Genomic DNA, 23,340 nt, shown 5'->3' on the forward strand with positions numbered 1-23,340 from the left:
CTCGCCCCCTGCGGCCGGAAGTTACACGCCTACTGCTGCGGCCAGGCCTGGGCGGTGAGCCGGCTGATCGCCGCGCGGGACCGTTTCCTGGCGTACATCTTGCTGTCCGCGGCGCTCAGCAGCTCCTCGGCCCGCTCGTTGGCCACCAGATCTGCCTGCTCCACGCCGGGGTCGTAGGCGATGCCGAGCGAGGCGCCGACCAGCTGCGGCGGATGACCGTCGACGGTGACCGGATGGGCGAAGGCCTGGTCCAACCGGTCGAGCAGGGCGTAGGCCTCGGCCCGGCCCACGTCCACCGCCACCACGACGAACTCGTCCCCGCCGAGCCGGGCTACGATGTCGCCGCCACGCACGGCGTTGCGCAGCCGGTCCGCGACGTGCCGCAACACCATGTCGCCGATCGCGTGGCCGAAGTTGTCGTTGACGGTCTTGAACAGGTCCAGGTCGCAGAAGTACACCGCCAGCGGAACCTGGTCGGCGACCAGGTCGGCGAGGCGCTCGCGCAGTTCGGTGGAGTTGGCGAGCCCGGTGAGCGGGTCGTGCCTGGCCTGGTGGCGCAGATCGGCTTCATGCGCCTGACGTTGGGCTATGTCCTTGCGCAGCGCCTCGCGCTCGCGCTCCAACCGCTGCATCCGGGCGGTGGCGGCCTCGTGCCGGTTGGCGTTGACGATCGCGATGGCGGCCTGCTCGGAGAATGCCTCGAGCACCTCGAGCACCCAGGCCCGCGGCATCCGGCCGTCGGAGGGGACGTCCACCGAGATGACCCCGACCAGCTCCTGGCCGGGGCCGAACATGGGCGCCATCAGGCCGTAGTCGGCGAGCCACTCCTCCGGGTCGGTACTCCCGGCGGGCAGGGACTCGGTGGTGTGGACGGTGACGTTCTCCTCGAGGAAGACGTCGAAGCTGCGCAGGAAATGGAGCCGGCCCCATTCCTCGGCGTCCTCCATGGCGCGTTTCATCACGTCGCCCGGGATGAGCTTGCCCACCATCATCTCGCGCAGGGTCTCCGGACCGGCGATGTTGGTGACCTCGAGGTCGCCGCCGGGGCGCACCACGTTCACCGCGACGTGCTGGAACGGCGTGCAGGCGGCCACGCCGTCCGCGATGGCCTGCAGGGTCTCGTCCAGGCCGATCGCCGCGTTGACCGCGGCCAGGGCTCGATACATCGGGCGCAGGGCGGACAGCGGTATGTGTCCCTCCAAGCCCTGATCCACCATGTCTCAACCCCGATCACGTCACTTACCGTTGTGAGCGGTACCGCCGCCCGCGCCTCCACCGATTGCACCGGGCCAGACACGGAATGTACATCATGAACCGCGCTTAGCACCAGATCTTATACGTGCTCTGATGATCCGTCGGTCGGCCCGGGTAAAGAATCCCCCATCCTTCGTCGCGGATCGGCAACAAGCGGAAGGGAACCTGTCGCGTCCGGGCGAACGTGGGGTACCGTTGCATCGTGGGTGTATCAGGCATGGACCATCCCTTGATCGGGACCGAGCGGCCGGCCCCGTCGCGACGGGACTTCGCCGCCGCTCGCCGTGCCGCCTATGTGCCCGAGTTGGCACGGCAGGCTTCGCCCGGTTCGAGCGAGCGCCTCGAGCGGCATCTGGCCGCCTTGGCTCCTTCCGCGACCGCGACGGCCACCCGGCCGGCTCCGACGCACCAGGACGTGGCCCAGGCCACCGCCCTGCTGCGGGAGATCGCGCCGCGCTCCGGAGCCGCCGCGCGGCCGGCCGGCACGCGCCGGTATTCGCTGCTGGCTCCGCTGCGCTCGGTCCGACGCTGGTTCGGATTCTGACGCTGCCCGGCCTCGCGGTCCGGCCGACCTCGGCCGACCGCATCCGAGCCCTGGCATACGGCTGATCCGCGGGCCCGGCCTAGCGGATCCGGCCGACCGTGCGCGCATCGCACACCGCCCCCGTCGCCGTGGCGACGAGGGCGGTCGCGCTGTGCCCGGTCAGTTCTCCGGAATCGCGTCGGTGACCTCGGCGGAGACCGCCTCTCCCGGCACTATGTCGGCCGGCGTGGTCACGTGCGGCAGGGCGGACTTCGGCGAGGAGGAGAAGGAGAACTTCGCCTCCGCACCGGTGCCCTCCACGTCCACCACCACGATGGTGCCCGCGCGCAGCTCGCCGAACAGGATCTTCTCGGACAGGTTGTCCTCGATCTCCCGCTGGATGGTGCGCCGCAGCGGACGGGCGCCGAGCAGCGGGTCGTAGCCCTTCTTGGCCAGCAGCTGCTTGGCCGACTGGGTGAGCTCGATGCCCATGTCCCGGTCCTTGAGCCGCTCGTCCACCTTGGCCATCATCAGGTCCACGATCTGGATGATGTTGTCCTCGGTCAGCTGCGGGAAGACGATGGTGTCGTCCACGCGGTTGAGGAACTCCGGCCGGAAGTGCTGCTTGAGCTCGTCGTTGACCTTCGCCTTCATCCGCTCGTAGCCGGTGGAGACGTCGCCCACGGCCGCGAAGCCGAGGTTGAAGCCCTTCGAGATGTCCCGGGTGCCCAGGTTGGTGGTCATGATGATCACCGTGTTCTTGAAGTCCACCAGCCGGCCCTGGGAGTCGGTCAGCCGGCCGTCCTCCAGGATCTGCAGCAGCGAGTTGAAGATGTCCGGGTGGGCCTTCTCCACCTCGTCGAAGAGCACGACGGAGAACGGCTTGCGGCGCACCTTCTCGGTGAGCTGGCCGCCCTCCTCGTACCCGACGTATCCGGGCGGGGAGCCGAAGAGCCGGGAGACGGTGTGCTTCTCCGAGAACTCGGACATGTCCAGCTGGATCAGCGCGTCCTCGTCCCCGAACAGGAACTCGGCCAGCGTCTTGGCCAGCTCGGTCTTACCGACGCCGGACGGGCCGGCGAAGATGAACGAGCCGCCGGGGCGCTTCGGGTCCTTCAGGCCGGCCCGGGTGCGCCGGATCGACTGCGACAGGGCCTTGATCGCCTGCTCCTGGCCGATGACGCGCTTGTGCAGCTCGTCCTCCATGCGCAGCAGCCGCGAGGTCTCCTCCTCGGTCAGCTTGAACACCGGGATGCCCGTGGCGGTGGCCAGGACCTCGGCGATCAGCTCCTCGTCGACCTCGGCGACGACGTCCATGTCGCCGTCCTTCCACTCCTTCTCCCGCTTGGCCTTCGCGGACAGCAGCTGACGCTCCTGGTCGCGCAGCGCGGCGGCCTTCTCGAAGTCCTGCGCGTCGATCGCGGACTCCTTGTCCCGGCGGACGGTGGCGATCTTCTCGTCGAACTCGCGCAGGTCCGGCGGCGCGGTCATGCGGCGGATGCGCATGCGCGAGCCGGCCTCGTCGATCAGGTCGATGGCCTTGTCCGGCAGGAACCGGTCGGAGATGTAGCGGTCGGCCAGGGTGGCCGCGGCCACCAGCGCGCCGTCGGTGATAGAGACCCGGTGGTGCGCCTCGTACCGGTCGCGCAGGCCCTTGAGGATCTCGATGGCGTGCGCCAGCGAGGGCTCGGCCACCTGGATCGGCTGGAACCGGCGCTCGAGCGCGGCGTCCTTCTCCAGGTGCTTGCGGTACTCGTCCAGCGTGGTCGCGCCGATGGTCTGCAGCTCGCCGCGGGCCAGCATGGGCTTGAGGATGGAGGCCGCGTCGATCGCGCCCTCGGCCGCGCCCGCACCCACCAGGGTGTGCAGCTCGTCGATGAACAGGATGATGTCGCCGCGGGTGCGGATCTCCTTGAGCACCTTCTTCAGGCGCTCCTCGAAGTCACCGCGGTACCGGGAGCCGGCCACCAGGGCGCCGAGGTCGAGGGTGTAGAGGTGCTTGTCCTTGAGCGTCTCGGGCACCTCGCCCTTGACGATCGCCTGGGCCAGGCCCTCGACCACGGCGGTCTTGCCGACGCCGGGCTCTCCGATCAGCACCGGGTTGTTCTTGGTGCGCCGGGAGAGGACCTGCATCACCCGCTCGATCTCCTTCTCGCGCCCGATGACCGGGTCGAGCTTGCCCTCGCGGGCGGCCTGGGTGAGGTTGCGGCCGAACTGGTCGAGCACCAGCGAGGTGGCCGGCGTGCCCTCGGCCGGCGCCCCGGCGGTGGCCTCGGCCTTGCCGCCGGAGTAGCCGGAGAGCAGCTGGATGACCTGCTGGCGCACCCGGTTGAGGTCGGCGCCCAGCTTGACCAGGACCTGGGCGGCCACGCCCTCGCCCTCGCGGATCAAACCGAGCAGGATGTGCTCGGTGCCGATGTAGTTGTGGCCGAGCTGCAAAGCCTCGCGCAGGGAGAGCTCGAGGACCTTCTTGGCCCGCGGCGTGAACGGGATGTGCCCGGACGGTGCCTGCTGTCCCTGCCCGATGATCTCCTCGACCTGCTGCCGAACCGCCTCGAGGGAGATGTTCAGCGATTCGAGGGCCTTGGCGGCAACGCCTTCGCCCTCGTGAATGAGGCCGAGCAGAATGTGCTCGGTGCCGATGTAGTTGTGGTTGAGCATCCGGGCCTCTTCTTGGGCCAGGACGACAACACGCCGTGCGCGGTCGGTGAACCTCTCGAACATCTCTTCTCGCTCCCCGGAGCGGTCGGGAAGTACCGGGCCGACCCGGAACCGCAACCCCGGCCTGTCCTACCGAATGCTAGTCGCCAGGTATCGACCCTAAGGGACAGTGCGGGCCACGCGCTGGCCAATCCCGCCTTCGCGTCGGCGCCACACCCTGTTGGAACACCTTTTCCCGCAGATCAGGGCGGTACTCGCGACGGGTGTACGCCTGAAGCGAACGAGCGCGGCGATGGGCCCCGGTGCCACCCGGCCGGGGCAATACCTCGGCGTCTTGCCGCCCTGGCCGGGCCCGGTCCTCTACATTGAGCCGCATGCACCGGACCCACCCGTCCCGGCCCGCGCCCTGGCTGCGCGAGGGCTCGCAGGAGGCCGAGACCGCGCCGCTGACCTGCGGGGACGGCTTCGATGTGCTGTGGGTGCCGGAACCGGCCGGGCGGTGGGCGCTGCGCCGGCTGATCGGCTACCGCCAGCCCGCGCTGGCCCCGGGGCCGGTGGCGCTGGCCGAGGACGCCGCGGCCTGCCTGTTCATCGTCGCGCCGGGGGCCAGGGACGACCTGCCCGAGCTGCTCGACTGGCTGGACTGGGGCGGGATCGACCTGGGGCTGCGCGCGTACGGCGCGGGCGAGTCGATCCCCGGCCCGAGGGTGTGGCTGCACGATCCGCACGCCCCCGCGCCCGAGGTGATCGCGCTGCTGGCGACGATCGCGCAGTGCTGCTCGCGGCGGCTGCTGCGCGGGGCGGTGCCGGCCCAGCGGGCCGAGGCGGCGGGTGAGGAGACCAGGACCGGCTGAGCCGGTGCGGTGGGGATTTCCGGACGCGGGAGTGGCCACCGCGTCAGGGCATGGGCGCGACCGAAGTAGGGGCCGCGCCCGCGCCCGTGTCCGATCAGGTCGAACCCTGCGTGGTGCCGAGGTGCGCCTACGGCGCGCCCAGGCGCGCCGGAAGCCTGCTTCCGCGAGAGATCAGTGCGCGGAGAGGTAGGCGTCGATGACCTCCTGGTTGAGCCGACCGCGGTCGCTCACCTCGTGGCCGTTCTTCTTCGCCCACTCGCGCATCTCCGAGGTGCTCGGGCCCTCGGCCGCGGCCCGGCGCCGGGCGGTCGGCCGCTGCGGCGTGGCCCGGTAGACCTTGCCGAGCGGAGTGGCCGCGTCGATGAACTTGGCCAGCGCGCCCTTGAGGGCCTCGAAGTTCTTCTCGTTCAGGTCGATGACGTACTCGTAGTTGTCCAGGCTGAAATGGACCTCCCGTGCCCCCGGGGTCTGATCGAGGTCATCGATGGTCACTGTCTGCTTTGCCATTGTTTTCCCTTTCGCACAGGGCGATGACGACCTATTCGCGGCGCCGGCCACGGCCCGGGCATCCGCACAGTCTAAGAAAACCGTAGTTTAGCGAGTCTTTCAACTCTGTGGCGGACTTTTCTAGGTCAACGGTCCGCCAAGTCTCAAAGCAGCTTTAGCATGCGGGTGTTGCCGAGCGTATTCGGCTTGACGCGCTCGAGATCCAAGAACTCCGCGATACCCTCGTCGGCCGAGCGAAGGAGCTCCACCGCCACCCCGGGATCGACCCCGGACTCGTCGAGCTCGGTGAAACCGTGGCCGGCGAAGAAGCGCGTCTCAAAGGTCAGACAGAACACCCGGCGGACCCCGAGCCAGCCCGCGGTGGCCAAAAGCTTTTCCAGAATCGCGTGGCCCACCCCGCTGCCGCGAAACTCGGGGCCGACCGCGATCGTGCGCACTTCGGCGAGGTCGCGCCACATCACATGCAGCGCGCCGCACCCGGCCACCGCCCCGTCGGCATCCCGCTCGGCCACCCAGAACTCCTGAATGTCCTCAAAGAGCGTTACTGTGGGTTTGTCGAGAAGAATCCGATCGGCGGCGTAGTGGTCGATCAGTCGCCTGATGGCGGGCACGTCGCCGGTGCGGGCCCGGCGTACCGTCACGTCGTTCACGGCAGCAGGGTACGGGAGCTTTCGCTCCGGCCCCGACCCCTGCCCTGCGGCGGCACCGCGGCGGGCGCCGCATCGAGCCGGGCGATGATCGCGGCCATCCGGCGCTCCAGCGGCGGATGGGTGGGGCGGGCCTCGCGCGCCGCGGCGTGCCGGGCCCGGCGCGGGCCGGGGACCAGCGGGGCGACGGCCGCCGGGGCGGCGCAGGCCTCGAACCAGCGCAGCGCGCTGAGCAGCTCGGCGCCGAAGCCGAGGTCCACCGCGTACGCGTCGACCTGGTACTCGGCCTCCCGGCCGGCCGCGTTCTTGACCGCGAAGGCGACGACGCCCGGCGCCGCGAACGCCAGCCGCAGCCCGGCCTCGAGCCGGCCCGCCGCGATCAGGGCCCAGCGGCGGGCCCCGAAGCCGCGCTCGGTCCGGCGCAGGTGCCGGCCCAGCCGGGCGAAGGGCAGCGCCAGGCCCGAGCCGAGCAGCGCGAGGGCCTGGAGCGGCAGCAGCACCCAGACCAGGAAGGCCGCGGCGGCGGTGTGCATGCGCAGGTGGTGGCCGAGCTCGTGGGCGAGCACGCCGGCCAGCTCCCGGTCGCCGAGCTCGGCCAGGGCGCCGGTGGTCACGCAGATCAGGTCGCGTCCGACGCAGTGCGCGTTGACGTCGGCCAGGTCCACCACCCAGATCCGGAAGCGCCGCTCGGACACCGCGGCGCGGCGCAGCACCCGGGACCAGACCAGGTCCAGCCGCTCGCGCTCGGCCGCGGTCGGCCGGCGCACCGGCCACAGCAGCCGGGCCAGCGCCAGCTGCACCGGACGCAGCCCGTAGAGTCCGGCCGAGCAGGCCCAGACGGTGTAGCCGAGGCTCAGCGGAACGCCGGCCAGCCTCAGCGGCCAGAGCAGGGGCAGCAGGCTGAGCGCGGCCAGCGGCGCGAAGAGCACGACCAGGCCGAGGGACAGCAGCGCGGTCCGGTCCGGCCGCGGGCCGCCCTCGGTCGAGAAACCGCGCAGCACCACACGTCGCACTCTGGCAGTTTCCGGCCACCGTGCCCATCCGCCGCGCGGGTGATGGGCCGGGAAATCCTTCGAACCGACCAGGAATGCCCGACCGTCAAGGCGAACTCGCGCCGCGGAAATGGCAATTGCGGCCCTCGGCGCGCGGCGCGGCTCAGTCGAACTGGTCGGTGGCCACGGCCTCCGGCGGAGTGCCGGCGTCAACCAGCTCGGCCCGGCAGAAATCGATCAGCACACTGGGTCCGACCAACACCGCCGCGGACCACGGGTGTTCCGGGGCGAGCACTTCCCGGGCGGTTTGCGGCAGCCGGCTCTCCGCCGTCGTCAGCACCGTCATCGCGCCGTGGCGCCGGGCCAGATCCTCGAAGTGCTCGGCCAGATAATGGCGCGATTCGAATCCGGGCGTGGGGTCTTCGACCACGAGCAGGACGCACAGTTCGCGTTCGTCGCCGGCGTTCACCAATTCCTGCACCAGTCCGGCCACCGGCGCGGCGCCGGTGCCGTGGGCGACCGCGACGAGCCGTTCGGCGCCGTCCGCGAATCCGAGGTCGCCCTCGGCGCCGGCGATGCGCATCCGGTCTCCGATGGCGGTCTCGTGCACCAGCAGCCGGCTCAGCCCCCCGGTCCGGCCGGCCTGGATGTGGAAGTCGACCAGGTTATCGTCGCAGTCCACCGAGGCGAAGGAGAAATCGCGCCACACCCGCGGATTGTCGGCCGACTCGAGGCCCGCGTACTGGCCGGCCCGGTAGTTGTAGGGCCCCGGCCGGTCCGGGTCCTGCAGCACCCGCACGCGCAGCCGGGCGATGTCCGGGGAGATCAGCTCGTGCTCGATCACCTCGGCCTCCCAGTACGGCGGGGCCAGCGCCTCGGCCTCGGCCGCGCACTCCTGCATGACGCTGGCGACCAGGCCGAACCCGGCCTCCCAGGCCACCCGGGTGCGGTCGGTGAAGGCGGGCCCGGTGAACGCCTCGACGGTGGCGATCATCGAGTCGCCGAACGCGATGTAGTGCGCCGGACGCAGCGCGAACTTGCGGTGGCGCAGCGCGAGGCGGCGCAGGTAGGGCAGGAAGGCGTCGAGGTCGTCGAAGTCCGCGATCATCCGGGACACGGCCTGGAACAGCCGGCGCTGCTGGAGCGCCGGGTCGCCGGAGAAGATCTTGCGGTAGCGCGGATTGTGGGCGAAGAAGTGCTCGTAGAACCAGGCCGCGGCCTGCGGCGCGTGCGGCTCGATCAGCGCGAAGGATTCCCGGATCTCGGCCAGTAGCTCGTAGTCGTAGTCCTCGACCCCGCTTAGCATGTTGTCCGCCGCCGTTGCCGCATCCATCGCCACCACGTCACTCACCCGGGTGAGCTTACCGGTAACCCCATGCGCTCCGGACGGGGGAGGCCGCAAGCGCGACCGGGCCCGCGCCGCCCTCGGCGCGGGCCGAAACGGGCCCGATTCAGTGCTCTTCCAGCACCGGCGCGGTGAACACTCTGAGCAGGTAGAAGAACGACGGGATGACCACGGCCATGCCCGCGACCATGGCCACCACCATGGCGTCCAGGCTGGACGGCGCGGCCGCGGCCTGCTGCGCGGTGTACCGGCCGACCAGCAGATCAGGGTACTGCGCCACCGCCCAGCCGCCGAGGACGCCGACCACCGCGGCCGCGGCCGTCACCCGGGCCAGCAGGAACCGCTGCCGCCACAGCACCGCGAGGCTGCCGAAGCCGCACAGCGCGGAGAATGCGGCGAGCGGTAGGGAGCGGTCGGTGAAGCGGTGCGCGACCACCGGGGCGTCGTGGTAGAAGAACGGCAGCATCACCAGCACGACCAGTCCGGAGGCCACCGCCGCGCCGATGGCCTTGCGCCGGAAGACCGCCACCAGGTGGTGCGTATCAGGCTGCTGCGCCGCGTCGTAGCAGAGGTAGACCGCCGCGAGGAACGCCGTGACGACCACCGCGAGCAGGCCGGCCAGCACCGTGAACGGGCTCTGGAACGGCACCAGCGGCGAAGTGCCCGGCCGAAGCTTGCCGGTGGCCAGGGCGGCGCCGCTCACGCCCAGCATGAACGGGGTGAGCACGGAGGCACAGGCGAAGATCCGGCTCCACCACTGGTCCGGCAGTGAAGCGCCCTCGCCGTAAGCGCGGTAGACGTACGCCGCACCCCGCAGCACGATGCCCACCAGGGCGAGCGCGAGCGGCAGTTCGAGAGACGTGGCGATGTCGCCGAAAGCCGCGGGGAAGGCCGAGAAGGTGCAGACGATCACGAAGATCAGCCACACGTGGTTGGCCTCCCACACCGGCCCGAGCGAGGCGGAGATCAGCTTCCGCTGATCCTCCGCGCCGTCCTTGGCCTTTCCCGTGCCCGCCAGCAGATCCCACGCGCCGCCGCCGAAGTCGGCGCCGGCCAGCAGGGCGTAGGCGAGCAGGGCGAGGATGATCACGACGAGCATGAGGTTGACGGCGGTCATGCCAGGACCTCTTCTGCTTGGGGTGCGACGGGTTTCGGTTCGTCCTCGCCGTCCGCGGCGGCGAGCTCGGGCGGCGCGCCGGTGGCGAGCTTGCGCAGGATCAGCAGCAGCGCCACGGCCAGGCCGACGTAGATCAGGATCGTGACGACCACGCTCCAGCCCAGGCCGCCGCTCTTGGAAGCCGCGTCCGCCACCAGCATCCGGCCGTAGACGATCCACGGCTGGCGCCCGCCCTCGGTGACCTCCCAGCCGCCGAGCATGGCCACGGCGGAGGCCGGACCGGTCAGGATCGCGGCCCACAGCCAGAACTTCGTGTGCGGGATGCGCGGGCTCAGACCCTTGCGACGGCGCTGCCACCAGGTGAGCGCCGCCAGCCCGGCGATCGCGAACACCAGCATGCCGCAGCCGACCATGGAGTCGAAGGCCAGGTGCACCACCGCCACCGGCGGAGTGTCGGCCACCGTGGTGGTGTCCAGACCGGTCACCTTGGTGTTCGGGCTGTAGCCGAGCAGCATCGAGAGCCCGTCCGGCACCGGGATCCCGAGGATCATCTTGTGCGTGTGCTGATCGTAGAAGCCGCCGATGGTCAGCGGGACGTGCGTGCCGGTCTGGTAGACGCCCTCCATGGAGGCGAGCTTGAGCGGCTGTGTGGTGGCCACGACCCGGGCCGACCAGTCGCCGAGGAACATCTGCACCGGGGTGAGCCCGAGTACCGTCCACAGGCCCACGTTCAGGCCCAGCCGGTGATATCGGTCACGCCGGCCGCGCAGCATGCCGCAGGCGTAGACCGCGGCCACCGCGCCGCCGGTGCACATCATGGCCGCCACGAACATGTGCGTGACCTCGGACCAGCCGGCCGAGCTGCGGAAGATCGCGAGCGGGTCGGCGGTGATCCGCCCGTGGCTCACCCCGATCCCGACCGGATCGTTCATCCACGAGTTGGCGAAGACGATGAAAAGCGTGGAGAGTGTGCCGGAGATGGCGATCGGCCAGAGGGTGAGCCAGTGCGCCCGCGGGGTCAGCCGCTTCCAGCCGTAGAGGTAGAGGCCCATGAAGATGGCCTCGAGGAAGAAGGCGAAGGCCTCGAGCGTGAACAGCAGCCCGATGGCGCCGCCGTAGGTGGCCATGAAAGTGGGCCACAGCAGGCCGAACTCGAACGAGAGCACGGTGCCGGAGACGGCGCCGATGGCGAAGAGCACGGCGCCGACCCGGGCCCACTTGCGGGTCAGCGCGTACCACGAGGCGTCCCCGGTCTTGAGCCAGCGCCCCTCGGTGTAGAGCAGGAGCCAGGGCATGCCGACGCCGAAGACGGCGAAGAGAATGTGGAAGGAGAGCGAGAAAGCGGTCTCGATGCGTGCCGCGTCCACTCCGGACATGCGGATCCACCTATCTTCTACGTACCGTAGAACTTTCTTTCATCGGTAGAGTAGACCTCATGGCACGGCTAGGGGAACTCGAACGCGCGGTGATGGACGTGCTCTGGAACACACCGGAGCCCGTACCCGCCACACTGATCTGCGACGTACTGCCGCGCGAGCACGCGCCGGCGGTGACCACGATCCTCACGGTTCTGGATCGTCTCGGCGCCAAGGGCTTCGTCACCCGGGTCCGGCAGGGCCGCGCCTACCGCTATTCGGCCACCACGACCAAGGCCGAGCTGATCGCGAACACGATGCTCGAAGCCCTCGGCACCACCTCGGATCGGCGCTCGGCCCTGGTGCACTTCGCCGGAGCCGTCTCCGAAGAGGAGAAGGCCGTCCTGCGCGAACTGCTCGCCAGCGGCTGAGCGGGGGATGGTCTCCGTCCTCGCGGCCCTGGCCGCGTTCATCTCCGTGGTACTGGCCTGGCCGGTGCCCGAGCGCCTGTCCCGGGCCGCCTGGCCGAGCCGGCACCCGAAACGGGCCATCGCGCTGTGGCAGGCCGTGGGCCTGCTCGGCGGCCTGAGCGCGGTCGGCTGCCTGCTGCTGCTCGGCTTCGACCCCCTCGGCCGGGACTGGACCCTGCTGAACCTGGTCGGACTGGCCGGCGCCGCGGTGCTGCTGACCTGGCTGCTCGGCGTGCTGCTGACCAACACCATCCGGATCGAGCGGCAGCTGCGGCGCCAGCGCGACGCGGTGGACCTGCTGTCCTGGATCGACGACGACGGCGTCCTCGTGCTCGATCATCCGGAGCCGGCCGCCTACTGCCTGCCCGGCCCGCGCCCGCGGATCGTGGTGACGCACGGGGCGATCGCGAGCCTCGGACCGGAAGAGCTCGCCGCGGTCCTCGCGCACGAGCGGGCCCACGCCGTCGGGCGGCACGAGCTGATCATCCAGCCGTTCGTGGCCTGGGAATCCGCGCTGCCGTTCCTGCCGCCGGCCCACCGGGCCACCGCGGCCGTGGCCGAACTCGTGGAGATGCTGGCCGACGACGCCGCGGCCCTGGCCACCAGCCCGCGCGCGCTCGCCCGGGCACTGGCCCAGGTCGGCTCGGACCGGCTGCCGTCGGACGGCACGGCTCCGGCCTCGGTACTGCCCCGGGTGCGCCGGCTGGTGCAGTAGCCCGCTGACTCAGCTGTCTGCTTTGCGCACCTTGGCGCCACGCGTCTTGTTCCTGCCCGACAGCTCGCTCGGCAGCGTCTGGTCGGTCCGGATGCGCGGATCCGCGGCCTCGGCCGCGGCCTCGCGCGCCCGGGCGGCCGCCCGGCGCTGCGGGTTCTGATTGCGCAGGATCGCCCGGATCAGCAGGACGAAGCCGACCGCGAGACAGGCCGGCGGGATAAGGGATTCCAGGTCCGCCACCACGTCGGCAACTCTACGCGCCACCGCGCCGGCCACGGACACCGGCCCCGGTCCGGCGCGCCGGGGCGCGGGACCGGGGCCGGTGACGTGCGTGCGGCCGGATCCGTCAGGATGACGGCTTAACCAGGGGAAACAGAATCGTCTCGCGGATGTTCTTGCCCGTGAGCAGCATGATCAGCCGGTCCATGCCCATGCCCATGCCGCCGGTCGGGGGCATCGCGTACTCGAGCGCGGCGAGGAAGTCCTCGTCCAGCTCCATCGCCTCGTCGTCGCCGCCCGCGGCCAGCCGGGACTGCTCGGTCAGCCGCTCGCGCTGGTCGACCGGATCGACGAGTTCGGAGAAGGCCGTGCCGATCTCGCGGCCGAAGATCACCAGGTCCCACTTCTCGGCCACGCCCTCGATCGAGCGGTGCTTGCGCGAGAGCGGGGAGACCTCGGTCGGGTAGTCCATGATGAAGGTCGGCGTGACGATGCTCTCCTCGAGCAGCCGCTCGATCATCTCCAGCACGATCTGGCCGTGGCCCCACTTCTTCTCGTAGGGCACGCCCGCGGCGTCGGCGAGCTTGCGCAGCTCGTCCACCGAGGTCTGCGGGGTGATCTCGGTGCCCAGCTTCTCCGAGATGCCCGGGTAGACGTGCACCTCGCCCCACGGCTCGGCCAGGTCGATCTCGTGCTCGACCCCGTGCGCGTCCAGGCCGGTCACCCGGGTGTGGCCGTTGACGGCGAGGGCGGCGTTGAGGATCAGCTTGCGGGTCAGCTCGGCCTGGGTCCGGTAGTCGCCGTAGGCCTCGTAGCACTCGATGGTGGTGAACTCGGGGTTGTGCGTCGCGTCCGCGCCCTCGTTGCGGAAGAGCCGGCCCACCTCGAAGACCCGCTCGCCGCCGCCCACGATCAGCTTCTTGAGCGGCAGTTCGGTGGCGATGCGCAGGAGCAGGCGCATGTTGTAGGCGTTGATGTGCGTCTCGAACGGCCGGGCCGTGGCGCCGCCGTTCGTCTTCTGCAGCACCGGGGTCTCGACCTCGATGTAGCCCTCGCCGTGCATGGTGTCGCGGATCGAGCGGATCATCGCGGAGCGCTTGCGCATCATCTCGCGCGCGTCCGGGTTCACGATCAGGTCGACGTAGCGCTGGCGCACCCGCGCCTCCGGGTCGGACAGCCCCTTGTGCTTGTCCGGCAGCGGCCGCAGGCACTTCGAGGTGATGGCCCAGGAGGTGGCCAGGATCGAGAGCTCGCCGCGGCGCGAGGTGATCACCTCGCCGGTGACGCCGATGTGGTCGCCGAGGTCGAGGTCCGCCTTCCAGTCGGCCAGCGACTGCTCGCCCAGCTTGTCCAGCGAGGCCATGACCTGGATCTCGGCCTCGCCCTCGCGGATGGTGGCGAAGCACAGCTTGCCGCCGGTGCGCGAGAGCAGGATCCGCCCCGCCACCGCGACGGTCTCGCCGGTGGCGACGTCCGCCTCGAGCCCGGCGAACTTCTCCCGCAGCTGCGCGATCGTGCCGGTGCGCGGGTAGCCGACCGGGTAGGGCTCGATGCCCTTCGACTTGAGCCGCTCCAGCTTCTCCTTGCGCACCCGGATCTGCTCGGGCTCGTCGGAAGCGGCTGCTGGGGCGCTGGGATTCGGCTCGGAAGTCATGGTCCAAGGATAGAGGGAGCGCCAGACCGTCCTCGCCGGGTTTTACCAGGCGGTCACGGGTGTCGGAACTCGCGAGCGGGGCCGGTGGCGGCGACCAGCTTGAGGTCGGTGGTCACCAGCGGGCACCGGTGCAGCTCCGCGATGGCGACATATGCGGCGTCGTAAGCGGTGATGTTGGAGCGCAGCTCCCAGATACGGCGAATCAACTGCGAGACGGGCACGGTCTCGAACTCGAGCAACACCCGGTCCTTCATCTCGTTCGCTTCCTCGAGGGTCATGTTCGTCCCTCCGCCGGAAGCGCGGATCTTCTCGATCAGGGCGATGTTGCGCTTCCTGGCCGCCCGCGGGCACGTCTCGAATCTGCAAAGCAACCATGCATGCAAGATTACGTGCACGATTGCTCTCCGTATAAGTGCGGTTACCCGGACACCCCGATGTTGCGCTCGTACACCAGCCGCAGGCCGATCAGGGTGAGCCAGGGCTCGTGCTCGTCGATGACCTCCGCCTCCTCCAGCACCAGCGGGGCGAGGCCGCCGGTGGCCACGACGGTGACGTCGTTGGGGTCGTCGGCCAGCTCCTCGGCCATCCGGTTGACCACACCGTCGATCTGGCCGGCGAAGCCGTAGAGGATGCCGGCCTGCATGCACTCGACCGTGTTCTTGCCGATGACGCTGCGGGGGCGGGCCAGCTCGATCTTGCGCAGCTGCGCGCCGCGGGCGCCGAGGGCCTCGACCGAGATCTCGATGCCGGGGGCGATGGCGCCGCCGATCCACTCGCCCTTGCGCGAGACCGCGTCGAAAGAGGTGGCGGTGCCGAGGTCGACCACGATGCACGGCGCGCCGTAGAGGTGCACGGCGGCCAGTGCGTTGATGATCCGGTCGGTGCCCACCTCCTTCGGGTTGTCCACCAGCACCGGCATGCCTGTCTTGACCCCGGGCTCGACCACCAGCGCCGGGATGTCGCCGTAGTAGCGGCGGACCATGTCGCGCATCTCGTGCAGCACCGAGGGCACGGTGGAGCAGATGGCTATCCCGTCCACGCCGCCCTGGCCCATCAGCGGGTGGTTGTTCATCAGGCCCTGGAACAGCACGGCGTGCTCGTCCGCGGTGCGCCGGGGGTCGGTGGAGATGCGCCAGTGCTCGACGATCTCGGACCCCTCGAACAGGCCGAGCACCGTGTGGGTATTGCCGATGTCGATGGTGAGCAGCATCTTCGGGTGTCTTTCGTCGAGCGGGCGGACGGGTGGAGGCGGACGGGCCGGCGCCGGGCGGGCCGGCGCCGGGCGGGCGTCAGCGGAAGTCGCAGCCGATGTCGAGGATCGCGGCGGAGTGGGTCAGCCCGCCGACGGAGATGTAGTCGACGCCGGTCTCGGCCACCGCACGGGCCTGGTCCAGGGTCAGGCCGCCGCTGGCCTCGAGCCGGGTGCGGCCGTACGGCTCGTTGCGGCCCACCAGCATCACCGCGGCGCGCATCCGCTCCGGGGTGAAGTTGTCCAGCAGGATCAGCTCGGCGCCGGCCTCGACCACCGGCAGCAGCTGCTCGAGGGTGTCGACCTCGACCTCGATCGGCAGGCCGGGGTACTCGGCCCGGACCGCGTCGAAGGCCTCGACGACGCCGCCGGCCGCGATGACGTGGTTGTCCTTGACCAGCCCCGCGTCCGACAGGTACATCCGGTGGTTGACACCGCCGCCGCAGCGCACCGCGTACTTCTCCAGCACCCGCAGGCCCGGGGTGGTCTTGCGGGTGTCGCGGATCTGCGCGCCGGTGCCGGCCACCGCGTCCACCCACTGCCGGGTGACGGTGGCGATGCCGGACAGGTGGCACATCAGGTTCAGCGCCGAGCGCTCGGCCGTGAGCAGGTCGCGGGTCCGGGCGCGGGCGGTGAGCAGCACCGTGCCGGGCTCGACCCGGGCGCCGTCCTCGAGCGGGAACTCGAACTCCGCCTCGCCGCCGGAGACCAGGTCGAGCACTGCGGCGGCCACGAAGACGCCCGCGGCCACGCCGGGCTTGCGCGCGGTGTAGTCGGCCACGGCGCGGGCCTCGGCGTCCACGGTCGCCTCGCTGGTCACGTCCACGCCGCCGCCGAGGTCCTCCTCGACCGTGGCCCGGGCCAGCCGGGCGACGTGCTCCGGGTCGAGGCCGCCGGCCCGCAGGCCCTCCGCGACGCGCTCGTCGTGCAGCTTGTCCGTCATCGTCCTCGTGCTCATCAGGCCACGCTCTCCTCTGTCACCGTGCAGCCGTCGGCGCGGGCCGACAGCACCTGCCGCACCCGCCACCGGGTGTCGTCCGTCTTCGGGTAATCCTCACGCCAGTGCGATCCGCGCGTCTCCTCGCGCCGGGCCGCCAGCGCGGCCATGGCGACGGCCACCTGCTGCAGGTTCGTCGCCTCCCAGGCCTCGGCCCGCGGCTGTTCGTCGGTGTGCTCGCGCAGCTCCTCGAGCAGGGTCGCGGTGCTGGTGAGCGAGTTGGCGCTGCGCAGCACGCCGGCGCCGGCGCTCATCGCCTGCTGGGTGGCCGAGCGCACGGTCGGGGCGAGCAGCACGGCCGGACGCTCGTCCGGGGCGGGCTCGCCGGGCACCGGGTCGCCCTCCGGCCCGAAGGCCCGGGCCAGGTCGCGCCCGATCCGCTCGGCGAACACCAGGCCCTCGAGCAGCGAGTTGGAGGCCAGCCGGTTTGCGCCGTGCACGCCGGTGCAGGCGGTCTCGCCGCAGGCGTAGAGGCCCGGGATCGAGGTGTGTCCGAACTCGTCGGTGCGGATGCCGCCGGAGGAGTAGTGCGCGGCCGGAGCCACCGGGATCAGGTCCCTGACGGGGTCGATCCCGTGCGTGTGCAGGGATTCCCAGATGGTCGGGAACCGGCCGCGCCACTTGTCCTCGCCGAAGTGCCGGGCATCGAGCCAGAGGTGTTCGAGCCCGGATTCCATCGCCCGGCGCAGGATGCCCTTGGCCACGATGTCGCGCGGGGCCAGGTCGCCCATCGGGTGCAGCGCGGGCATGAACCGCTCGCCCTTGGCGTCCACCAGGAACGCGCCCTCGCCGCGCACCGCCTCGGAGATCAGCGGCTGCTGGCCGCGGGCGCCCTCGCCGAGCCAGAGCACGGTCGGATGGAACTGGACGAACTCGAGGTCTGCCACGTCCGCGCCGGCCCGCAGCGCCAGGGCGACGCCGTCGCCGGTGGCCACGGCCGGGTTGGTGGTGGCGCTGAAGACCTGGCCTAGCCCGCCGGTGGCGAGCACCACGGCCCGGGAGCGGATCGCGCCGACCCCGTCCCGGGCGCCCTCGCCCATCACGTGCAGGGTCAGCCCGGCGGCACGGCCGTCCGCGTCGGTGAGCAGGTCGAGCACCAGCGCGTGGTCGATCACCTCGATCTCGTCCGGCAGCTGGTCGAGCCGGGCCAGCAGGCCGCGGGAGACCTCGGCGCCGGTGGCGTCGCCGCCCGCGTGCACGATCCGGTCGGTGTGGTGGCCGCCCTCCCGGGTCAGCGCGATGGCGCCGTCCTCGGCGGTGTCGAACTGGACGCCGCGGCTGATCAGCCGCCGCACCGCGGCCGGGCCCTCGGTCACCAGGGTGCGCACCGCGGCCTCGTCGCACAGGCCGGCGCCGGCGGTCAGGGTGTCGGCCAGGTGCGCCTCGGGGGTGTCGCCGCGGCCGAGCGCGGCGGCGATGCCGCCCTGGGCCCAGCGGGTGGAGCCGTCGGAGAGCCGGGCCTTGGTCACCAGAAGTACCGAGCCGGCGTGCCGGGCGGCGAGGGCGGCGGTCAGGCCGGCTATGCCGGAGCCGACCACGACCGTGTCCGCGTAAGCGGTCCAGCCGGGTTCGGGGGCGAGCAGACGGGTGCGGCTTACGGGTATCGCCGTGCGGAGCGCCACGGGTCAGCCTCCGATCTCGAGCGGAAGATTGTCGATGAGCCGGGTGGCGCCGACCTTGGCGGCCACCGCGAGCACGGCCGGCCCTGCGTATCCGGGGTCTGCGATCTCGGTGAAGTCGCGCGGGTCGACCAGGGCCAGGTAGTCCAGCACCACCGGGGGCTGTGCCCGTCCGGCCTCGGCCAGCACCTCGCGCACGGCGTCGCGGATCGCGTCCGGCGCGGCCTGGGTCGCGCCGGCGAACAGCGCGCGGCTCAGAGCCAGGGCGCTGACCCGCTCCTGCGCGGAGAGATAGCGGTTGCGGCTGGAGCGGGCCATGCCGTCCGGCTCGCGCTCGGTGGGCACGGCGACCACCTCCACCGGGAGGTTCAGGTCGAGCACCATCCGGCGCACCAGCGCCAGCTGCTGGGCGTCCTTCTGGCCGAAGAACACGTAGTCCGGTGCGGTCAGGTTGATCAGCTTGTTGACGATGGTGAGCATGCCGGAGAAGTGCCCCGGCCGGTGCGCGCCCTCGTAGACCTCGCCCATCGGCCCCGGCACGATCCGCACCAGCGGGTCGCCGCCCGGGTAGACCTCGTCCACGGTGGGCGCGAAGACCACGTCCACCTCGGACTCCTGACACAGCTTCAGATCCGCCTCCAGCGCCCGCGGATAGCGGTCGAAGTCCTCGTTCGGCCCGAACTGGAGCGGGTTGACGAAGATGGTGGCCACCACCGTCTTCGCGGACTGCCGGGCGGCCCGGAACAGCGCCTGGTGGCCCTCGTGCAGAGCGCCCATGGTCATCACGACCGCGACGTCGCCGATCCGCCCGGCCCGGGCAGCCTCGAGCTGCGCCCGGGTGTGTACGAGCACTGTCTCGTTGGGGTTGAGGGTCATGACTCCGCCCTGTCGTCGTTGAGGACCTCGAGCAGCCGGCCCGCGGCGTCCGGGGTGAGCAGCCCGGCCTCCAGGGCGCGGTCGGCGGTCAGCCGGGCCAGCGCCAGATACGCGTTGACCAGCGGGTCGCTCCCCGTCCCGGCGACCCGGGCGAGCTGGCTCAGGTGCGCGGCCACGGTGCCGGCGTCGCCGCGGGCCACCGGGCCGGTCAGCGCCGCGTCGCCGGATCGCAGGGTGTTGTCGAGGGTGGCGCCGAGCAGCGGGCCGAGCATCCGCCCCGGCGCGCCCACGCCGATCCCGGCCAGCAGCTCGGCGGACTGCGCGACCAGCGTGGTCAGGTAGTTCGCGCCGAACGCGAGGGCGGCGTGGTAGAGCGCGCGGTCGGCCTCGGCGATCCACTCCGGCTCCCCGCCCATCTCCACCACCAGCGCCTCGGCGATCGGGCGGAAGGCCTCGGGCGCGGTGACGCCGAAGCTGCACCCGGTCAGCCGGGCCAGGTCGACGTCGGTGCCGGTGAAGGTCATCACCGGATGCAGGGCCAGCGGCAGCGCGCCGGCCGCGCGGGCCGGGTCGAGCACGCCGATGCCGTACCGACCGGAGGGGTGGAGCACCGTCTGGCCCGGCCGGAGCAGGCCGGTCTCGGCCAGCCCGGCCACCAGCTCCGGCAGCACGTCGTCCGGCACGCCGAGGACGAGCAGCTCCGCGGCCGAGGCCACCTCGGGCGGAGGCAGCAGCGGGGTGCCGGGCAGCAGCTCGGCCGCGCGGCGGCGGGAGCGGTCGGAGACCGCGCTGGCCGCGACCACGCGGTGGCCGGCCCGGGCCAGCGCCGCCCCGAGCACCGAGCCGACCCGGCCGGTGCCGATGACGCCGACGGCGAAGCGGCCGGGCCGTTCCCGTACGCCCTGCGCCTCGCTCAGCGGTGCGCCGCTCACCGGGCGTCACCTCACCTTCACAGCTTGACTTTCCGTTCCAGTCCCCCGGCGGGGGTACCGTTCGGATCTCGGACCCAAGCGTACGCGTTGGCTGTCACTTTCGCCGAGGGGATCTTAGGATCAGCCCATGGGTTCGGGTGACGGCCGTTTGGTGCGTGCGCTGACCGACCGGCGCGGCTCCCGCGACTCGGCGGGCGAGGGCGCCCTCGCGCAGGCTCTGCGCTCGGTCCAGCTGCACGGCTTCCGGCACTGGTTCGTGCGCGAACGGGACGCCTTCACCCAGACCACCAAGGCGGCCGCGGCCTCCGCCATCGCGTGGGTGCTCGCGGTCGGCCTGTTCCACGTGGAGAAGCCGGTGCTCGCCTCGGTGGCCGCGCTGGTGACCGTGCAGGTGACGGTGTACCAGTCGATCTGGCGCGCGGTGCAGTACTCGGCCGGCATCGTGGCCGGGATGATCGGCGCCATCGGCATCGGCGCCACCCTCGGCCTGAACGTGGGCACCGTCTCGCTGATCGTGGTCATCGGCCTGGTGCTCGGCCGCACGCTCAAGCTCGGCACGCAGGTCAACCAGGTGGCGATCACCGGCCTGCTGGTGCTCAGCTTCGGCAGCGCGTACGGCCTCGACCGCGTCTACGACTCCGTCATCGGCGCGGCCGTGGGCGTGGGGGTCAACGCCGTGATCGCGCCGCCCGCGTTCTCCCGGACCGCCTCCAAGGAGCTCGCCGACCTCGCCGACGACCTGTCCACGCACGCGGCGCGGGTGGCCAAGGCGCTGCGCGGGGACTGGACGCACGACCAGGCCCGGGCGTGGCTCTCGCGCAGCCGGGAGCTGTCCGGCAAGGCCCGCGACGCCCGCAAGATCGCGCAGCAGGCCGAGGAGGCGGTGCGCTTCCACCCGCGCCGCGGCGCGCACATGGGCGAGGTGCATCGGGTGGACGAGGCGGCGATCGCGCTCGACCACGTCTCCACCCAGCTCAACTCCCTGGTACGCGGCCTGAGCGACATGCGGGCCGAGAGCTCGCCGGTGCCGGAGAAGATGCGCGTGGTGCCGCAGGAGATGGCGCTGCTGCTCGACGACACGGCCAAGGCGCTGGCCGCGTACGGCCGGCTGCAGATCCCGGACAAGGCCAGCCCGAAGGTGTACGACGAGCTGAGCGAGCGGATCAAGAAGGCCCAGCCGCACACCCGCGAGGCGGCCCACGCGATGCAGCCGGATGAGAACGCGCCGACCATGGTCTGGTCCGTCTACGGCGCGCTGCTGGACGACGCCCGGCGGATGCTGCGCGAGCTCGACCCGGACAACGGCCCGCACCGCGACGGCATCCCGGCGAAGCTGCGTTCTTACGCGGTGCACCCCTCGCGCTGACGGGCCGCGGTCACCGGGACGGGCGCACCAGCCCGGTCTCGTAGGCGAGCACCACCGCCTGCACCCGGTCGCGCAGCTCCAGCTTCATCAGGATCCTGCCGACGTGCGTCTTCACCGTCGCCTCGGACAGCACCAGTTTGGCCGCGATCTCGGCGTTGGACAGGCCCTGCGCGATCAGGATCAGCACCTCGCGCTCGCGCTCGGTCAGGCCGGCCAGGCTCGGCGGGGGCGGCGCCTCGGCGGCCGGGAGCATCGGCGCGAAGCGGTCGAGCAGGCGGCGGGTGGTGGAGGGGGCCACCACCGCGTCGCCGGAGTGCACGGCCCGGATCGCGGTCAGCAGCTCGGCCGGGGGGACGTCCTTGAGCAGGAAGCCGGAGGCGCCCGCCTTGATCGCGGCGAAGGCGTACTCGTCGAGGTCGAAGGTGGTCAGGATGAGCACTCGCGGCGCGCCGTCGAGCCCGCCGCCGCGGGCCGCGCCGAGCAGGCGGCGGGTGGCCTCGACCCCGTCCAGCTTCGGCATCCGCACGTCCATCAGCACCACGTCGGCCGGACAGCGGCCGAGCAGGTCGAGCGCGGCCAGGCCGTCCGGCGCCTCGCCGACCACGGTCATGTCCTGCTGCGCCTCGAGGATCATCCGGAACCCGGTGCGCAGCAGCTCCTGGTCGTCGACCAGAACGATGCGGATCATCCGACGACCCTATCCCGCGGCGACAGCACCCTGACGGACGGGTAGGGCAGCACGACCGTCTCGTACGGCAGCACGGCCTCGACCTGGAACCCGTCGCGGTCGGCGCCGAGCGGGCCGGCGTGCAGCGCCCCGCCGAACATCGCCACCCGCTCGCGCATGCCGGTCAGCCCGTTGCCCTGACCGTCCGTCAGCGCCATCGCGCCACGGCCGTCGTCCTGCACCACTAGCCGCAGCTCCCGTTCCCCGTAGTACATGCCGACGGAGGCGCGGACGGCCGGGCCGCCGTGCTTGCGCGCGTTCGTCAGCGACTCCTGGACTATCCGGTAGGCGGCCAGCGCCACGCCCTGTGGCAGCTCCACCGGCACCCCGTCCACCGTGAACTCGACCGGCAGGCCGCTCGAGCGCACCTGTTCGAGCAGGTCCTCAAGCTGGCCGACGCCCGGCTGCGGAGCGCGCTCGGCCGCTCCGTCCTGGGTGCGCAGCACGCCGAGCAGCCGGCGCATCTCGACCAGCGCCGAGCGGCCGGTCTCGGCGATGGCGCCGAGCGCCTTGCGGGTGTTCTCCGGCGCCGAGTCCATCGCGTAGGCCGCGCCCTCGGCCTGGACGACCATGACCGAGACGTTGTGCGCGACCACGTCATGCAGCTCGCGCGCGATCCGGGCCCGCTCGGTGGCCGCCGCGATCTGCGCCTGCTGATCGCGCTCGAGCTCGAGTCGGCGGGCCTTGGCCTCCAGGTCCAGGTAGTAGGCGCGGCGGTACTGCATCGAGTCGCCCATCACCCAGGCGACGACCATCGGGGCGCTGAAGAAGCCGATGATGAAGGTGTAGACGACCAGGCGGCGCACCGTCGGCATGTCCGACGGCGCGTTGGCGTGCAGCCGGGGCACGAGCACGAGCACCCCGACGATGCAGACGCCGAGCCCGAGCAGCGAGTCCCGGCGCGGCCGGTAGGCGGCCAGGCCGTAGAGCGCGACCGGCACGGCGAAGTCGGAGGGCCAGAGCGGCTGCGGGGTGAGCACCTGCACCGCGCCGATCGCGATGACGCTCCAGAAGACCCAGTCGGGGTGCTTGCGCCGGGCCACGATCGGGGCGCCGATCACGGCGGCCGGGATGGCGAGCACGGCGTTCTGGTGCTCGGCGCGCAGCATCACCGGGAAGGCGATCAGCCCCAGCACGACGAGGACGGCCGCCATCGCGCCGTCCACATGGGTGGGATGGCGTTGCAGCCAGATGTAGAGCCGGGTCACCCTTCGAGGGTACGTAACGCGGCGCGGCCTGCCCATACGCCGGAAGGCGGTAG

Annotated in this window: 23 protein-coding genes; 5 read left to right on the forward strand and 18 right to left on the reverse strand. The window is 71.6% G+C overall.

The features are described 5' to 3' along the window. Positions 1–29: 29 nt before the first annotated feature. Positions 30–1,202 carry a GGDEF domain-containing protein gene (locus ACTRO_RS43765; RefSeq protein ID WP_157436388.1) on the reverse strand — a complete coding sequence of 391 codons (1,173 nt, stop codon included), beginning with the start codon at positions 1,200–1,202 and terminating at the stop codon, positions 30–32. A gap of 254 nt (positions 1,203–1,456) precedes the next feature. Between ACTRO_RS43765 and ACTRO_RS23665 the strand changes: the two genes are divergently transcribed. Then, positions 1,457–1,798, forward strand: coding sequence for a hypothetical protein (locus ACTRO_RS23665; protein WP_157436389.1), 342 nt, complete (start codon positions 1,457–1,459; stop codon positions 1,796–1,798). 159 nt (positions 1,799–1,957) lie between these two features. Here ACTRO_RS23665 and ACTRO_RS23670 read toward each other — a convergent pair whose 3' ends face one another. Further along, positions 1,958–4,501, reverse strand: coding sequence for an ATP-dependent Clp protease ATP-binding subunit (locus tag ACTRO_RS23670; protein WP_034266439.1), 2,544 nt, complete (start codon positions 4,499–4,501; stop codon positions 1,958–1,960). A gap of 311 nt (positions 4,502–4,812) precedes the next feature. Here ACTRO_RS23670 and ACTRO_RS43770 point away from each other — a divergent pair, with 311 nt between their 5' ends. After that, a complete protein-coding gene (locus ACTRO_RS43770; protein ID WP_051451278.1) occupies positions 4,813–5,292 on the forward strand; it encodes a hypothetical protein in 480 nt (159 codons plus the stop codon). A gap of 171 nt (positions 5,293–5,463) precedes the next feature. On the opposite strand, the gene ACTRO_RS23680 is transcribed toward ACTRO_RS43770, so the two are convergent. The 6 genes from ACTRO_RS23680 to ACTRO_RS23705 all read right to left on the reverse strand — a co-directional run bounded on the left by ACTRO_RS23680 (position 5,464) and on the right by ACTRO_RS23705 (position 11,276). Continuing rightward, positions 5,464–5,799, reverse strand: a complete 336-nt coding sequence (locus ACTRO_RS23680) for a histone-like nucleoid-structuring protein Lsr2 (RefSeq protein WP_034266441.1) — start codon at positions 5,797–5,799, stop codon at positions 5,464–5,466. Positions 5,800–5,942: 143 nt separating this feature from the next. Then, a complete protein-coding gene (locus ACTRO_RS23685) occupies positions 5,943–6,449 on the reverse strand; it encodes an amino-acid N-acetyltransferase (RefSeq protein ID WP_034266443.1) in 507 nt (168 codons plus the stop codon). Then, positions 6,446–7,459, reverse strand: a complete 1,014-nt coding sequence (locus ACTRO_RS23690; RefSeq protein ID WP_169739939.1) for a M48 family metalloprotease — start codon at positions 7,457–7,459, stop codon at positions 6,446–6,448. Before ACTRO_RS23690 ends, ACTRO_RS23685 begins: the two co-directional genes overlap by 4 nt. Positions 7,460–7,601: 142 nt before the next feature. Beyond that, positions 7,602–8,789, reverse strand: a complete 1,188-nt coding sequence (locus ACTRO_RS23695; RefSeq protein WP_034266449.1) for a globin domain-containing protein — start codon at positions 8,787–8,789, stop codon at positions 7,602–7,604. A 100-nt stretch (positions 8,790–8,889) separates the two neighbouring features. Next, entirely contained in the window at positions 8,890–9,900 is a 1,011-nt protein-coding gene (locus tag ACTRO_RS23700; protein WP_034266453.1) for a cytochrome d ubiquinol oxidase subunit II, read from the reverse strand. Next, positions 9,897–11,276 (reverse strand): cytochrome ubiquinol oxidase subunit I, encoded by a 1,380-nt coding sequence (locus tag ACTRO_RS23705; protein ID WP_051451280.1) that lies wholly within the window; start codon positions 11,274–11,276, stop codon positions 9,897–9,899. The genes ACTRO_RS23700 and ACTRO_RS23705 overlap by 4 nt, the downstream gene beginning before the upstream one ends. A 59-nt stretch (positions 11,277–11,335) precedes the next feature. Between ACTRO_RS23705 and ACTRO_RS23710 the strand changes: the two genes are divergently transcribed. Together ACTRO_RS23710 and ACTRO_RS23715 are read left to right on the forward strand one after the other, a co-directional pair. Beyond that, positions 11,336–11,686, forward strand: a complete 351-nt coding sequence (locus tag ACTRO_RS23710; protein WP_034266454.1) for a BlaI/MecI/CopY family transcriptional regulator — start codon at positions 11,336–11,338, stop codon at positions 11,684–11,686. Between the two features lie 7 nt (positions 11,687–11,693). Next, the gene (locus ACTRO_RS23715; RefSeq protein WP_051451281.1) at positions 11,694–12,440 is read left to right on the forward strand and encodes a M56 family metallopeptidase; all 747 of its coding nucleotides are present in this window, start codon (positions 11,694–11,696) and stop codon (positions 12,438–12,440) included. Between the two features lie 9 nt (positions 12,441–12,449). Here ACTRO_RS23715 and ACTRO_RS23720 read toward each other — a convergent pair whose 3' ends face one another. The 8 genes from ACTRO_RS23720 to ACTRO_RS23755 form a co-directional block, all read right to left on the reverse strand. Further along, complete coding sequence (locus ACTRO_RS23720; RefSeq protein WP_157436390.1) at positions 12,450–12,683, reverse strand: hypothetical protein; 234 nt, start codon at positions 12,681–12,683, stop codon at positions 12,450–12,452. A gap of 103 nt (positions 12,684–12,786) precedes the next feature. After that, the gene (gene lysX / locus ACTRO_RS23725; protein WP_051451282.1) at positions 12,787–14,313 is read right to left on the reverse strand and encodes a bifunctional lysylphosphatidylglycerol synthetase/lysine--tRNA ligase LysX; all 1,527 of its coding nucleotides are present in this window, start codon (positions 14,311–14,313) and stop codon (positions 12,787–12,789) included. A gap of 53 nt (positions 14,314–14,366) precedes the next feature. Next, positions 14,367–14,591 carry a type II toxin-antitoxin system VapC family toxin gene (locus tag ACTRO_RS23730; RefSeq protein ID WP_211244388.1) on the reverse strand — a complete coding sequence of 75 codons (225 nt, stop codon included), beginning with the start codon at positions 14,589–14,591 and terminating at the stop codon, positions 14,367–14,369. Positions 14,592–14,731: 140 nt separating this feature from the next. After that, on the reverse strand, positions 14,732–15,523 hold the full coding sequence (locus tag ACTRO_RS23735; RefSeq protein ID WP_034266458.1) for a type III pantothenate kinase: 792 nt from the start codon (positions 15,521–15,523) through the stop codon (positions 14,732–14,734). Between the two features lie 79 nt (positions 15,524–15,602). After that, on the reverse strand, positions 15,603–16,520 hold the full coding sequence (gene nadC, locus ACTRO_RS23740) for a carboxylating nicotinate-nucleotide diphosphorylase (protein WP_157436391.1): 918 nt from the start codon (positions 16,518–16,520) through the stop codon (positions 15,603–15,605). Then, positions 16,520–18,181 carry an L-aspartate oxidase gene (locus tag ACTRO_RS23745; RefSeq protein ID WP_245594471.1) on the reverse strand — a complete coding sequence of 554 codons (1,662 nt, stop codon included), beginning with the start codon at positions 18,179–18,181 and terminating at the stop codon, positions 16,520–16,522. The genes nadC and ACTRO_RS23745 overlap by 1 nt, the downstream gene beginning before the upstream one ends. Positions 18,182–18,184: 3 nt before the next feature. After that, on the reverse strand, positions 18,185–19,054 hold the full coding sequence (panC, locus tag ACTRO_RS23750) for a pantoate--beta-alanine ligase (RefSeq protein WP_034266462.1): 870 nt from the start codon (positions 19,052–19,054) through the stop codon (positions 18,185–18,187). Beyond that, a complete protein-coding gene (locus ACTRO_RS23755) occupies positions 19,051–19,986 on the reverse strand; it encodes a Rossmann-like and DUF2520 domain-containing protein (protein ID WP_063628060.1) in 936 nt (311 codons plus the stop codon). The genes panC and ACTRO_RS23755 overlap by 4 nt, the downstream gene beginning before the upstream one ends. A 127-nt stretch (positions 19,987–20,113) precedes the next feature. Here ACTRO_RS23755 and ACTRO_RS23760 point away from each other — a divergent pair, with 127 nt between their 5' ends. Then, positions 20,114–21,352, forward strand: coding sequence for an FUSC family protein (locus tag ACTRO_RS23760; RefSeq protein ID WP_034266464.1), 1,239 nt, complete (start codon positions 20,114–20,116; stop codon positions 21,350–21,352). A 10-nt stretch (positions 21,353–21,362) separates the two neighbouring features. On the opposite strand, the gene ACTRO_RS23765 is transcribed toward ACTRO_RS23760, so the two are convergent. Together ACTRO_RS23765 and ACTRO_RS23770 are read right to left on the reverse strand one after the other, a co-directional pair. Beyond that, entirely contained in the window at positions 21,363–22,040 is a 678-nt protein-coding gene (locus tag ACTRO_RS23765) for a response regulator (RefSeq protein ID WP_034266467.1), read from the reverse strand. After that, on the reverse strand, positions 22,037–23,287 hold the full coding sequence (locus tag ACTRO_RS23770; RefSeq protein ID WP_063628061.1) for a sensor histidine kinase: 1,251 nt from the start codon (positions 23,285–23,287) through the stop codon (positions 22,037–22,039). The genes ACTRO_RS23765 and ACTRO_RS23770 overlap by 4 nt, the downstream gene beginning before the upstream one ends. Between the last annotated feature and the right edge of the window lie 53 nt (positions 23,288–23,340).

The sequence above is a fragment of the Actinospica robiniae DSM 44927 genome, from assembly GCF_000504285.1.
Classification (GTDB): Bacteria; Actinomycetota; Actinomycetes; order Streptomycetales; family Catenulisporaceae; genus Actinospica; species Actinospica robiniae.